Origin of the sequence: Mesorhizobium sp. M0227 (assembly GCF_040321855.1) — a bacterium.
Lineage (GTDB): Bacteria > Pseudomonadota > Alphaproteobacteria > Rhizobiales > Rhizobiaceae > Mesorhizobium.
Genome location: NZ_JAMYSJ010000005.1, coordinates 230,931 through 243,279, shown reverse-complemented (window position 1 = coordinate 243,279; position 12,349 = coordinate 230,931). Strand labels below are relative to the sequence as shown.

General features: G+C 62.8%; 11 protein-coding genes. 3 read left to right on the top strand and 8 right to left on the bottom strand.

The genetic code is table 11. The annotated features are described in order from the left end of the window. Positions 1 to 2: 2 nt before the first annotated feature. Both NKJ00_RS10065 and NKJ00_RS10060 read right to left on the bottom strand, forming a co-directional pair. A complete protein-coding gene (locus NKJ00_RS10065; RefSeq protein WP_023812460.1) occupies positions 3 to 1,172 on the bottom strand; it encodes a mandelate racemase/muconate lactonizing enzyme family protein in 1,170 nt (389 codons plus the stop codon). Between the two features lie 60 nt (positions 1,173 to 1,232). Continuing rightward, positions 1,233 to 2,120, bottom strand: coding sequence for a sugar phosphate isomerase/epimerase family protein (locus tag NKJ00_RS10060; protein WP_023812461.1), 888 nt, complete (start codon positions 2,118 to 2,120; stop codon positions 1,233 to 1,235). A 398-nt stretch (positions 2,121 to 2,518) separates the two neighbouring features. On the opposite strand from NKJ00_RS10060, the gene NKJ00_RS10055 reads away from it, so the two are divergent. The 3 genes from NKJ00_RS10055 (at position 2,519) to NKJ00_RS10045 (ending at position 5,803) form a co-directional block, all read left to right on the top strand. Beyond that, the gene (locus NKJ00_RS10055) at positions 2,519 to 3,574 is read left to right on the top strand and encodes a sugar phosphate isomerase/epimerase family protein (RefSeq protein WP_128304518.1); all 1,056 of its coding nucleotides are present in this window, start codon (positions 2,519 to 2,521) and stop codon (positions 3,572 to 3,574) included. A gap of 148 nt (positions 3,575 to 3,722) precedes the next feature. After that, positions 3,723 to 4,910 (top strand): Gfo/Idh/MocA family protein, encoded by a 1,188-nt coding sequence (locus tag NKJ00_RS10050; protein WP_127295124.1) that lies wholly within the window; start codon positions 3,723 to 3,725, stop codon positions 4,908 to 4,910. A gap of 41 nt (positions 4,911 to 4,951) precedes the next feature. After that, positions 4,952 to 5,803 (top strand): sugar phosphate isomerase/epimerase family protein, encoded by an 852-nt coding sequence (locus NKJ00_RS10045; RefSeq protein ID WP_128306077.1) that lies wholly within the window; start codon positions 4,952 to 4,954, stop codon positions 5,801 to 5,803. Positions 5,804 to 6,148: 345 nt separating this feature from the next. Here NKJ00_RS10045 and phnE (NKJ00_RS10040) read toward each other — a convergent pair whose 3' ends face one another. The 6 genes from phnE (NKJ00_RS10040) to phnL all read right to left on the bottom strand — a co-directional run bounded on the left by phnE (NKJ00_RS10040) (position 6,149) and on the right by phnL (position 12,049). Further along, positions 6,149 to 7,516 carry a phosphonate ABC transporter, permease protein PhnE gene (gene phnE / locus NKJ00_RS10040; RefSeq protein WP_128306076.1) on the bottom strand — a complete coding sequence of 456 codons (1,368 nt, stop codon included), beginning with the start codon at positions 7,514 to 7,516 and terminating at the stop codon, positions 6,149 to 6,151. A 2-nt stretch (positions 7,517 to 7,518) separates the two neighbouring features. Then, the gene (gene phnE, locus NKJ00_RS10035; RefSeq protein WP_128306075.1) at positions 7,519 to 8,475 is read right to left on the bottom strand and encodes a phosphonate ABC transporter, permease protein PhnE; all 957 of its coding nucleotides are present in this window, start codon (positions 8,473 to 8,475) and stop codon (positions 7,519 to 7,521) included. A 57-nt stretch (positions 8,476 to 8,532) separates the two neighbouring features. Further along, positions 8,533 to 9,441 carry a phosphonate ABC transporter substrate-binding protein gene (phnD, locus tag NKJ00_RS10030; protein WP_127297934.1) on the bottom strand — a complete coding sequence of 303 codons (909 nt, stop codon included), beginning with the start codon at positions 9,439 to 9,441 and terminating at the stop codon, positions 8,533 to 8,535. A gap of 151 nt (positions 9,442 to 9,592) precedes the next feature. Next, complete coding sequence (phnC, locus tag NKJ00_RS10025; RefSeq protein WP_352629574.1) at positions 9,593 to 10,450, bottom strand: phosphonate ABC transporter ATP-binding protein; 858 nt, start codon at positions 10,448 to 10,450, stop codon at positions 9,593 to 9,595. Between the two features lie 277 nt (positions 10,451 to 10,727). Continuing rightward, entirely contained in the window at positions 10,728 to 11,345 is a 618-nt protein-coding gene (locus tag NKJ00_RS10020) for a DapH/DapD/GlmU-related protein (RefSeq protein WP_128306073.1), read from the bottom strand. After that, on the bottom strand, positions 11,342 to 12,049 hold the full coding sequence (gene phnL / locus NKJ00_RS10015; RefSeq protein WP_023812471.1) for a phosphonate C-P lyase system protein PhnL: 708 nt from the start codon (positions 12,047 to 12,049) through the stop codon (positions 11,342 to 11,344). The genes NKJ00_RS10020 and phnL overlap by 4 nt, the downstream gene beginning before the upstream one ends. Positions 12,050 to 12,349 lie beyond the last annotated feature (300 nt).

Below are 12,349 nucleotides of genomic sequence, written 5' to 3'. Positions count from 1 at the left end.
CGTCAACCGCGTTGCGCGTGCGCCTCCAGGAACCGCTCCGAAATGGTGAATCCCAGACCCGGTTTTTCCGGGATCGCTATCATACCGTCCCTGGCTTCGACAGTCTCTTCGACCAGATCATGGATCATCGGGTTGGCGCCAAGCGAATATTCGACGGTGAAACTCGACGGCGAGGCGGCGCAGACATGCAAGCCTGCGAAAAAACAGGGCGCGCCGGCCCACAAATGGGGTGCAAAGCGCAAATTGAAGGCGCTGGCGATGGTGCCGATCTTCATCGCCTCGCTGATGCCGCCGCAGAAAGCGGGATCAGGCTGGAAGATGTCGGCGGCTTTGAGCACGGCAAGGTCGCGGAAGGCATAGCGTGTCGCCTCGCTTTCGCCGGTGGCGATCGGGACGGCACCTGACGCCCGCACTTCAGCCATGCCGGGCTTGTCGTCAGCGATAATAGGTTCCTCGAACCAGGCGAGGTCCAAATCGTTGACAAGGTGGATGAAGCGCTTGGCCTCGGCCACCGTGTAGGTGCCGTGCGCGTCGACCATCAGTTCGACATCGGGGCCGAGCGCCTGCCGTGCGGCCCGCACGCGGGTGGCGGAAATGTGCGCCGCGCCATCCATGGCGCCAACCCGCATCTTCAGCGCCTTGAAGCCGCCCTTGGCGATATAGGACTTCAACTGCTCGCCGATGGCGTCGGCGGCCGCCCAGCCGCCGGAGGCATAGGCCGGCATGCGATCGAGCTTGCGGCCGCCGAGCAGCCGCCAGACCGGAACGCCAAGCGATTTGCCAAGAATGTCCCACAGCGCGATGTCGACGGCGCTGATGGCGGCGATGCTCATGCCGCGCCGCGCCAGTTGCGGCATGGCGTGGCCGCCACGCGCGGCGCTGTCGTGGCGCACGCCATTGTAGAGCATCTCCCATATGACGCCGATGTCGGCCGGATCGCGGCCGACCAGTTGCGGCCCGACCTCATGGTTCAGCATGTGGACGAGCGCACCGTAGCTGCCGGCACTGCCAGCGGCGTTCTTGCCTTCGCCCCAGCCGACCAGCCCGTCATCGGTCTCGATGCGCAGGATGGCGGCGTCGAAGGTCGTCACCTGACCGAAGTCGCTGCGGTGCTGCCGAGCGGCTTCGATCGGAACGCGGATCCACCAGGCTTGGACGGACTTGATGCGCATATTCTTCCCCAGCCCCGCCGCCGGTCAGGGCGGAAGGGCGAATTTCCCAGAGGCAGTCGGCTACTTGATCAGCGGCAGCAACGTCTCGGCGTTGATGCGCATCTGGTCGGTGTAGAATTTCTCGGTGAGCACGCTGGAGCCGTGGTCCTGGATGAACTTCAGCTGCTCGGGCGAGATGTCGACCGGATTGCGCTCGACCATGTCGGGATAGGGGGCTGCCGGCGTCCGGTCGACGGGCGCGACGAACTCATTGGTCAGCGCGCCGTCGTAGCCGATCTCGCGCAAGGTGGCGACGATCTTCGGCCAGTCGATCTGGCCGAGGCCGGCGGCAAACCGGTTGTTGTCGGCGACATGGAAGTCGAACAAGCGCTTTCCGGCCTGCCGGATCGCGTCATAGACGTTAAATTCTTCCATGTGGATGTGATAGGCATCGAGGCAGACGCCGCATTCGGGGCTGACCGCATCGGCCAGCGCCAGCGCCTGGGCGCCGCGATTGAACAGATAGGTCTCGAAGCGGTTGAGCGGTTCGACAGCGATCTTGACGCCGACCTTCTTGGCGTGGGTGAAGCACTCGCGGGTGGCGTCGACCACCCACTTCCATTCCTCTTCCTCGGTCCCGTCAGGCACAACCTTGCCGACGGTCGCCGGAACCAGCGTGATGATCTCGCCATCGAGTTCGCTGACCATGGTCAGCACATCCTTGACATATTGAACGGAACGCTCGCGCTGGCCCTGGTTCCTGGCGGCAAGGTTGCGCTCGCCCAGCATCAGGGTCACCGCGCCCCAGCAGCGAATACCATGCTCCTTCAGCAACGCCCGGGTCTCCTTGGTCTTGTACTGCTCGGGCTCGCCGGAAATCTCGATCGACTCATAGCCGAATTTCTTGATGCGCTTGAGCGTCGTCTCCAAGGGTTCCGCGCGCATCCAGTTGTGCGTCGAAAGATGCATGGTCTGTCCTTCCCAACTCGTCTCTATGGTTCGCCTGCGACATGCATCGCCAAAAGGCGACACAAAGGTTCCTCCCCAAGGCGTTCCCAGCCTTTTCTCGCAAACTGGTTCGACCAATTGGGCCTGAAGCGAGGTCTACAGCAAATTCTCCAGATCGGCAAGAAGCGCTGGGATGCAACTTTCGCTGGGGATTATTTGCTTGATTATATTGAGATATATAGGCCTGCACCGGGTGATTTTAGGGTCTTGGTGGCGCATTGCATGGCTTGACCAAATTTCCACATTTGGTAATACCAGAATGGCGGTGCGTGCAAGCACCCGTTGAGAAAAGACCAAAGTGGCTGGCCCTGTTTCCAATCGGCGCTATGCTCGGTCGAGAGAAATGAGGGAGGATGCCGATGCCGACGACAATGAAGGGCCCTGGGCTGTTTCTGGCGCAGTTCGCGGGCGACGCCGCGCCGTTCAACTCACTGGCGTCGATCACCAAATGGGCGGCCGGTCTCGGCTACAAGGGCGTGCAGATCCCGACCTGGGACGCGCGGCTGTTCGACCTCAAGAAGGCGGCTTCTTCCAAGGCCTATTGCGATGAGGTGAAGGGCATCTGCGCGGATGCCGGCGTCGAGATCACCGAGCTGTCGACGCATCTGCAGGGGCAACTGGTGGCGGTGCATCCTGCCTATGACGCGCAGTTCGACGGCTTTGCGCCGGCTTCAGTGCACAACAATCCCAAGGCACGGCAAAAATGGGCGGTCGAACAGATGGAGTTCGGGGCCAAGGCCTCGAAGAACCTTGGCCTCAAGGCCTCGGTCAGCTTCTCGGGAGCGCTGGCCTTTCCCTACCTCTACCCCTGGCCGCAGCGGCCGGCCGGGCTGATCGAGGAAGCGTTCGCTGAGCTCGGCAAGCGCTGGAAGCCGATCCTCGATGTCTATGAGGATAATGGCGTCGATATAGGCTACGAGATTCATCCCGGGGAAGACGTGTTCGACGGCGCCACCTTCGAGATGTTCCTCGATGCGGTCGGCGGCCACAAGCGCTGCAACATCAATTACGATCCGTCGCATTTCCTGCTGCAGCAGCTCGACTATCTCGAATTCATCGACATCTATCACGAGCGCATCAAGGCGTTTCACGTCAAGGACGCAGAGTTCAACCCGACCGGCCGGCAAGGCGTCTATTCCGGCTATCAGAGCTGGACCAACCGTGCCGGCCGCTTCCGTTCGCTGGGCGACGGACAGGTGGATTTCGGCGGCATCTTCTCCAAGCTGACACAGTATAATTATGATTCCTGGGCGGTGCTGGAGTGGGAGTGCTGCCTGAAGCATCCGGAGGACGGCGCGGCCGAGGGCGCGCCTTTCATCGAGCATCACATCATCCGAGTGACCGAAAAGGCATTCGACGATTTCGCCGGTGGCACCACCGACAAGAAGTTGCTGCGCGCCATGATGGGAATCTGACGCGGTTTCCCCTCCCCCTCGAGGGGAGGGTGGCCCGAAGGGCCGGGAGGGGTCGGTTCATGCCGAGCTCTACGTCCGGCAACCCCACCCGATCCGCTGCACGGATCGACCTCCCCTCAAGGGAGGTGAGACAACGAGGGAGAAAGACATGGTCGGCGCATCAAAGTCGGAAACGGGAGGCGGCCCGATCCGCTACGGCATGGTCGGCGGCGGGCAAGGTGCCTTCATCGGCGCGGTGCATCGGATCGCGGCGCGGCTGGACAACGACTTCGTGCTGGTTGCCGGCGCTTTGTCAGCCGACCCGGCCCGTGCCAAGGCATCAGCGGCCGAACTGGGGCTTGATCCCGCACGCAGCTATGCATCCTATGCCGAGATGGCCAAGGCGGAGGCGAAGCGCCCCGACGGCATCGAGGCAGTGGCCATCGTCACGCCCAACAATGTCCATGTGCCGGCGGCAAAAGCCTTCCTCGAGGCCGGCATCCACGTCATCTGCGACAAGCCGCTGGCGACGACGCTCGCCGAAGCAAAAAAGCTTGCGGCGATAGTCGAGAAGACCGGCAAGGTGTTCGTGCTGACGCACAACTACACCGCCTATCCGATGATCCGGCAAGCACGCGAAATGGTCGCCAAGGGTGTGCTCGGCGACATCCGCATCGTGCAGTCCGAATATCCGCAGGACTGGCTGACCGAGGATTTGGCCGCGACAGGCCAGAAGCAGGCGGCGTGGCGCTCCGACCCCAAGCAGGCAGGCGCCGGCGGTGCGCTGGGCGATATCGGCACGCATGCCTACAACCTCGCCCGCTTCGTCTCGGGGCTGGAACTGGACTCCCTGTCGGCCGATCTCGACGCCTTCGTGCCGGGCCGGCTACTCGATGACAACGTCAACGTCATGCTGCGCTTCAAGCCGGTCGGCAAGACGCATCCGGCCAAGGGCATGATCTGGGCAAGCCAGGTGGCGCCCGGCCATGAGAACGGGCTGAAACTGCGCATCTACGGTTCGAAGGGTGGGCTGGAATGGGTGCAGGCCGACCCGAACTATCTCTGGTACACGCCGTTCGGCCAGCCGAAGCAACTGATCACCCGCAACGGCGCCGGCGCGCTGCCGGTGGCGGGCCGTGTCAGCCGCGTGCCGTCAGGTCATCCGGAAGGCTATCTCGAAGGTTTCGCCAACATCTACCAGGAGGCCGCGCGCGCCATCCGCGCGGCACGCCGCAAGGGCGGCAAGCCGGCCAAGGACGTCGTCTTCCCGACCATCCAGGACGGCGTCGAGGGCATGGCCTTCATCGAGGCCTGCGTGAAGTCGTCGAAGAAGAATGGGGCGTGGACGAAGCTCTGAAATAGAGGCGGTCCGGGGGATCCAAGGGGAGGGGGGCGTCGATGAAAATCGGCATGTGCATGTTCTTATGGACGACGGCCGTGTCGAAGGCACACGAACCACTGCTGCGCGATATCAAGGCAACCGGCTTTGATGGCGTCGAGATACCGATCTTCGCCGGCGCGCCGGACGATTATAAAAAGCTCGGCGATCTGCTCGACCGCATCGGGCTGGAGCGGACCGCGGTTTCGGCCATGGGCGATCCCCGGATGAATTTGATCTCGGCCGACGCGGCGACGCGCAAGGCCGGTGTCGACTACATGAAATGGGCGATCGACTGCGCGCAGGCACTTGCCGCAAACACGCTGAGTGGCCCGCTGCATTCGACGCTCGGCGCCTTTTCCGGCTCCGGACCGACCGCTGCCGAGAAAAAGCGCTCCGTCGCCTCGCAGCGGGCGATCGGCGACCATGCCGGCAACAAGGGCGTCACCATCGGGCTCGAGGCGCTGAACCGCTTCGAATGCTATCTCCTCAACACGATGGCGGACCTGTCGGAGCATATCGACGCCATCGACCGGCCGCACATCAAGGCGATGTACGATACTTTCCACGCCAATATCGAGGAGGCCGACCCGATCGATGCCTACACAAAACACCGCAGGAATGTCGTTCATATCCACATCTCGGAAAACGATCGCGGCGTGCCGGGGCGCGGCAACATTCCGTGGAAGGAAACATTCTCGGCCATCCGCAAGAGCGGCTATAACGACTGGCTGACGATCGAAGCGTTCGGCCGTTCGCTGAAAGATTTGGCGGCGGCGACCAAGGTGTGGCGCGATTTTTCCGAGACACCGGAAGCGGTCTATCGGGAAGGGTATAAGCATATCAAAAATGGGTGGAAGAAGGCGGCGTAGGCGCCTTCCTTATAGTGGGACTGAGCGAAGCCGCCCAACACCTGCCGCCGCGTTCCTTCACACCCCCCTCTGTCCTGCCGGACATCTCCCCCGCAAGGGGGGAGATTGGCGGTTCCGCTGGCGGCGCCTTCCTTCCAACGCTGGAGACTAGCGAAGGCCGACGGACATCTGATCTCCCCCCTTGCTCGTGGGGGAGATTGGCGGTTCCGCTGGCGGCTCCTTCCTTCCAACGCTGGAGACTAGCGAAGGCCGACGGACATCTGATCTCCCCCTTGCGGGGGAGATGTCCGGCAGGACAGAGGGGGGTGCTGTCCCGCCGGCTTCTCATGAGACGGCAGCCGTTGCCTACCCCTGCTCGGCCTGGATCCTGTTGTAGTCGTGGATGGTCTGGCTCAGCCGGCGGCGCAGGAAGTTGGAGATGTTGTCGAAGATGAAGACAACGGCCAGGATCAGCAGCACCATGTAGAAGACGTTGGCCCAGTTGGAGTTGGTGCGCATCGCTTCCCACAGCTTCAGGCCGATGCCGCCGGCGCCGACAGCGCCAATGATGGTCGCGCCGCGGGTGTTGGATTCCCACTGGTAGAGCGTCTGGCTGATGAACACCGGCACCACTTCCGGCAGCACGCCGTAGCGCTGCACCAGAAGGCCGTTGGCTCCGGTCGAGGTAATACCCTCGCGCGGTTTGTCGTCGATGTTCTCCAGCGCCTCGGAATAGGTTTTGCCGAGCGTGCCGATCTCGGTGAAGAAGATGGCTGCACTGCCCGCCAGCGGTCCCGGCCCGAAGGCACGGGTGAAGAACAGCGCCCAGATCAGCATGTCGATGGAGCGCATGAAGTCGAAGAAGCGCTTGAGCACCTGGTTGACCAGCCGGCTGGGCGTGATGTTTCGGGCGGCGAAGAAGGCCAGCGGGAAGGCGACGATGCCGCCAAGCATGGTGCCGAGAAAGGCCATGACGATGGTCTGCAAGAGCTTCGTCCAGACATCGCCATGCTGCCACTGGGCGTTGTTCCAGATGTTGTCGCCGGCCAGCGCCAGATTGGACGTGCCTGGTTTCAGTTCCGGTCCGGAGACGATCAGCGAGGCGACTTCGCTTGCCGACCTGCCGAAGAAGGGCGAGCGGGTGTCAAAGACGAAGTTTGCCCAGCCGAGAAATCGCTTTCGGATCCTGACGCGGTCAACGGCGACGCGGGCCTCGCCGGCAAAGCCCATGTCGGCGACGACCTCATCCTCATGCGCGGTGATCCAGCCGGGAACCGCTCCCGAGATCAGCGGCTTGCCGGTGCCAAGTGCGACCGCAACGGTCTCACCATTGGCAATTATCGTCGCTTGCGTCTTGGTGAAGGTGATTGACTTGGCGGTGCCGTCGATAAGGACCGTCACCGAACCATCGGCATTGGTCTTGACCCAGTCCGGATCTGGGTTCGGGCCGAGCACCGAGAAGCGTGGATATTTGGCGGTGATCCGCGGTTCGTCGAGGCGGAAGATCGGCTGCACGTCGTAGCTGATCCACTGGGTCAGAAACAGCGGCAGCCGCTCCCAGTGCGATTCCCGCATGACCTGCGGCAGGTTGAAGAACCACAGGGCATAGAGCAGGTAGAGGAAGATGCCGCCAAGCAGCATCAGCGGCCCGAAGCGCTTGTGGAACGGCCGCTGGAACACCTGCGGGAAGCGCTCTTCGATCGACTGGATTTGATCGGCGGTCAAGGCAGCCATGGTCAAGCCCCCACCACGAAAGCCTGCTCGCCGACCAGCTTGCGGCGCAGCCAGGCGGAGAACTGGTCGACGATGAAGATCGTCGTGAACAGGAGCAGCACGAGAGCTATCGTCTTGGCGCCGAAGCCGCGCGAGATCGACAGCTTCAACTCCTCGCCGATGCCGCCGCCGCCGACCGCGCCCATGATGGTGGAAATGCGGACATTTATCTCAACACGCAGCAGCGTGTAGGACATGAAGTTGGGCAGCACCTGCGGCAGGCCGGCAAAGCGCACCCGCTCGAACCAGTTGGCGCCGACAGCCCTCAGTCCTTCCTCGGCGCGCATGTCGATGTTCTCGTTGATCTCGTAGAACAGCTTGCCCAGCGCGCCGATCGAATGCAGGCCGATGGCGATGATGGCGGCGATCGGGCCGATCGAGACGATGGCGGCGAACAGGCCCGCGATGACGATCTCGGGAAAGGCGCGCAGCAGCTCCATGAGGCGCTTGACGATCAGCCGCAGCACCGGATGCGGCGTCAGATTGCGCGCCGCGATGAAGGAGAACGGCACGGCGAAGACGAAGCCGATGAAGGTCGAGACCAGCGCCACGTTGAGCGTGGTCAGCATCAGCTCGAAATATTCGGGGATGTAGAAGCTGTCCCAGACATACGAGCGGCCAAGCGGAAAGTTGAATTCCTGGGTGCCGGTGTCATGCGGGGAAGCGATATCGAACATCGCCCGCCAGACATCGTTCCAGTCCTTGGGGACGAGCCAGCTCAGGAAGTCCAGCAAATGCGGCAACCGGTCGAAGAAATGCCCGGCATTGGCCTCGTCGGCGAACCACATGGTGCTGCCAAGCGCGATGATGAGAAGGCCGACACCGATGGCGGTGTAGAGCCGGCGCAAGGACGTCTGGCGACGCCAGGCGTCGGCCATCTGGTGAGTGGCGCCGGAAGGGGCTGTCACGGAAAGGGTCATGATCGGACATGCAAGAAGGGCGGCGTTTTCTCGACGCCGCCCTTCCTGATTTCGCCGTTAGCCGCCAATGGCTGCCTTACGGGCTTCGACGATGACGTTGTAGAAGTCCGCCTTGACCGGGACGTAGCCGGTAAAGTCGCCGCCTTCGACGCCTTCGAAGCAAGCCTTGTCCTTCTTCGGCAACTGCGTGAAGAAGTCGGCGAGCTTGGCGGTCATTTCGTCGCCGAGCGCGGTGCGCACGACCAGCGGGCCGTTCGGGATCAGGCCCGAGCGCCAGACTTCGACGAAGTCGTTGGGGTCGACGGCGCCCTTGGCGACTTCCTTGTGGAAGGTGCCCGAGGTGTAGCCGTCCTTGAAGTCGCCGATACCGGAGGAATCGTCCACCGCCACATCGACCTTGCCGTCGCGCACGGCCAGAACGTTGTTCTCGTGGCCGCCGTTGAACTGGGTCGAAGCGAAGAAGGTTTCGTTCGAAGCGCCGGTGTCCTTCGGGATCTGGGTCAGCGGGATCAGATAGCCGGAGGTAGAATCCGGATCGGCGTAGCCGAGTTTCTTGCCCTTGGCCGACTTGATATCGGTGATGCCGGAGGATTTCAGCGCCAGGCCGATCGAATAGTAGCCGGTGGCGCCGTCGGTCTGCTGGGTGGTGAGGATCGGGGTGACCGCCTTCGGGTCCTTGAGAGCGATGCTGGCGTAGCCGGAAGCGCCGAGTTCGGCGAAGTCGAGCGTGCCGCCAAGCAGGCCCTGGATCACGCCGTCATAGTCGGCAGCGGGGAACAGCGAGACCTTTTCGAAGCCGAATTCGGCCTTCAGATGGTCGGCGAGGCACTGGTAGTTGCGCAGCCGGTCGGTTTCGTTTTCGCCGCCGAGAATGCCGACGCGAAATTCCTTCATGTCGGCGGCATGGGCCATGCTGGTCGCCATGGCGAGCACCGAAACGGCGCTGAAAACCATCTTCCTGAACATCTGTAATCTCTCCTGTAGGTTCCGGCCCCGCGCCGGCAGCGTTCTCGATTTTGACAGGTGCCCTTGACGCGGGCTGTCGATCCCAACCGCTCTCTCTTGTTTGTCCATGATCTTGCCCGAAAACCGGATTCCACTTTTCGGGATCATGGACTCAATATCCCGGGAATGCGGGTTCGAGCGGTGCGGCGGATGCGGCGATCTTTCGGCTGAAGGCAACGCTGGTCGAGGTGATGGCCTCGGAGATTTCCTGGCCATTGCTGTCGGCGCCATAGACGAGGCGCATGGCCTCGCGGTTGAGCTCTTCCGGCGGACCATCGAAGACGACCTTGCCGGCGGCCATGCCGATAATGCGGTTGCAATAGGTGCGGGCGGTGTCCAGCGTGTGCAGATTGGTGACGACGGTGATGCCTTCGCGCAAATTGATGTCCTGCAGCGAATCCATCACCACCTTGGCGTTGAGCGGGTCAAGCGAGGCGATCGGCTCGTCGGCGAGGATAACCTTGGGCTGCTGCATCATGGCGCGGGCAATGGCGACGCGCTGCTGCTGGCCGCCCGACAAGGTGCCGGCCGGTTGCAAAGCGGTGCGGGCGATGTCGAGCCGCTCGAGAGCTGCGACCGCCTCGGCGCATTCGGCGCGGGAGAACATGCCGAACAGGTTTGACATGGTCGAGCGGTGGTTCAGCTTGCCGAGCAGCACATTGGTGAGCACGTCGAGGCGCGGCACCAGGTTGAACTGCTGGAAGATCATGGCGCAGTCACGCTGCCAGCGCCGCAGCGGCGAGCCGCGCAACTGGGAAACCTCGGCGCCGTCAAAAAAGATCGATCCCTGGCTGGGATCGATGAGACGGTTGATCATGCGAAGAAGGGTCGATTTGCCGGCGCCCGAACGGCCGATAATGCCAACCATCTGACCCTGTGGGATGGCGATGTTGATGTCGCTGACGGCGGTGTTCTTACCAAATCGGCGGCTGACACCGCGGATTTCGAGCGTGGCGGAATTTGCTGACATGGGGCAGGTTCCAGTCTGGACCATATTGATCGTCAGGCACTCGCCTAACGCAGCCACATGAACCTGCCGTGTCGCGGTGATGTCAGTTTTGTTACGCTCCACAGGTGTGGAGTTATGGCCGGCCCAGGGCCAGCAGGTCCTCGAAGTGCTCCATGTCCCTGAAGCCGCAGAAGGCGGGAGTTTTGATTTCGATCACGGGAGCCTGCTGCTCGAAAAAGCTTGAGAGAGTCATCGAACAGGTCCTGCCATGTGGCTGCCATGACGATGATGTGAAGAATTATCCTTCGTATTTTTCCAGGAAGGCCTCGGCCGATAGTTCCCGGAAATCGTCGAGCGAAGCGCGCAGCCTGGCATGATCCCAGTCCCACCAGGCAAGCGCCTGATAACGGTCGGCGGTGCGGCGGTCGAAGCGCTCACGGATCGGTTTGGCCGGCACGCCGGCGACGATGGTGTAGGGGGCGACGTCCTTCGAGACGACGGCTCCGGCGCCGATCGCCGCGCCGTCACCGACGGTGACGCCGGGCAGGATGGTCGAGCCGTGGCCGAGCCAGGTGTCGTGGCCGATGGTGACTCGCCTGGCGCGACGCTGGGCGAAGAATTCTGTCTCGTGCTCGGCGTCGTCCCAGTAGTCCGAGGCGCGATAGGTGAAATGGTGCAGCGTTGGCCGCCAGGTCGGGTGGTTGGTGGCGTTGATGCGCACGCTGGCGGCGATGTTGGCGAACTTGCCGATCGTCGCGCACCAGACGGCGCAGTCCTGCATCATGTAGGAATAGTCGCCAAGCTCGCTTTCCGACACCCGGCTGCGGTCGGCGATCTCGGTCCAGCGGCCGAGCGTCGAATTCTGCACATCCGCCGTCGGATGGACCAGCGGCGTCTCGGACAATTTCCTGGTCATGCGGCGATTTTTCCGGGAGCGAAAGCGGTGACGTCGATGATGCGGTCGGCAACCGCCTCGCGTACGTCGTGGTCATGGAAGATGCCGAGCAGCGCGACATCAGCCGCCTTCTTGGCGGCGATGAGTTCAATCACGACATCGCGGTTTTTGGCGTCGAGCGAGGCGGTCGGCTCGTCGAGCAGCAGGATCGGATGCTCGGTGATGAAGCCGCGTGCGATGTTGACGCGCTGCTGCTCGCCACCGGAGAAGGTCGCAGGTGGCAATGCCCAGAGTTTCTCCGGCAGGTTGAGCTGCGCCAGCAAGGCGCGTGCCTTGCCGCGGGCAATCTCGCGATCCTCGCCGCGCTCGACCAGCGGTTCGGCGACGACATCCAGCGCCGAAACGCGCGGCACGGTGCGCAGGAATTGGCTGACATAGCCGATCGTTTGCCGGCGCACGGCAAGCACGGTGCGCGGGCTGGCAGTGGCGAGGTCGATCAGCCCGTCATCGTGGCTGACGATGATCTGGCCTTCGTCGACGGCGTAGTTGCCGTAGAGCATCTTCAGGATCGAGCTCTTGCCGGCACCGGACGGGCCGCCGAGCACGGTGCATTCGCCGGCCCTGATCGAGAACGAGACACCGGCGATAACAGGCAATTTGATGCCGTCGCGCAGATGCATGGTGAAGCTCTTGGCGACGTCTGAGACAACGAGGGGCGTCGGCATCAGAAGGTCCTCCAATCGCTGTTGGTTTGCGGGCCAGCACCCCCCTCTGGCCAATGCAATTGCATGTGCGGAATAACGGTGAAATCTCGAAGCGGGTGTTTGCGAGGTGTCGGCGCGAGGCACCCCCCTCTGTCCTGCCGGACATCTCCCCCGCAAGGGTGGAGATTGGCAGCTTCACCCGCAGCGCTTTTCTTGCAGCCTTGGTAATTGGTGAACGCAGCAGGGACAGCCGATCTCCCTCCTTGCGGGGGAGATGGCCGGCAGGCCAGAGGGGGGTGCCTCGCGCCAAGGTTTCGCGAA

What these genes read in the sequence shown, in the direction of transcription:
- NKJ00_RS10065 (WP_023812460.1), bottom strand. Translation starts at nt 1,172, where the DNA reads ATGCGCATCAAGTCCGTCCAAGCCTGGTGGATCCGCGTTCCGATCGAA.
- NKJ00_RS10060 (WP_023812461.1), bottom strand. Translation starts at nt 2,120, where the DNA reads ATGCATCTTTCGACGCACAACTGGATGCGCGCGGAACCCTTGGAGACG.
- NKJ00_RS10055 (WP_128304518.1), top strand. Translation starts at nt 2,519, where the DNA reads ATGCCGACGACAATGAAGGGCCCTGGGCTGTTTCTGGCGCAGTTCGCG.
- NKJ00_RS10050 (WP_127295124.1), top strand. Translation starts at nt 3,723, where the DNA reads ATGGTCGGCGCATCAAAGTCGGAAACGGGAGGCGGCCCGATCCGCTAC.
- NKJ00_RS10045 (WP_128306077.1), top strand. Translation starts at nt 4,952, where the DNA reads ATGAAAATCGGCATGTGCATGTTCTTATGGACGACGGCCGTGTCGAAG.
- phnE (WP_128306076.1), bottom strand. Translation starts at nt 7,516, where the DNA reads ATGGCTGCCTTGACCGCCGATCAAATCCAGTCGATCGAAGAGCGCTTC.
- phnE (WP_128306075.1), bottom strand. Translation starts at nt 8,475, where the DNA reads ATGACCCTTTCCGTGACAGCCCCTTCCGGCGCCACTCACCAGATGGCC.
- phnD (WP_127297934.1), bottom strand. Translation starts at nt 9,441, where the DNA reads ATGTTCAGGAAGATGGTTTTCAGCGCCGTTTCGGTGCTCGCCATGGCG.
- phnC (WP_352629574.1), bottom strand. Translation starts at nt 10,450, where the DNA reads ATGTCAGCAAATTCCGCCACGCTCGAAATCCGCGGTGTCAGCCGCCGA.
- NKJ00_RS10020 (WP_128306073.1), bottom strand. Translation starts at nt 11,345, where the DNA reads ATGACCAGGAAATTGTCCGAGACGCCGCTGGTCCATCCGACGGCGGAT.
- phnL (WP_023812471.1), bottom strand. Translation starts at nt 12,049, where the DNA reads ATGCCGACGCCCCTCGTTGTCTCAGACGTCGCCAAGAGCTTCACCATG.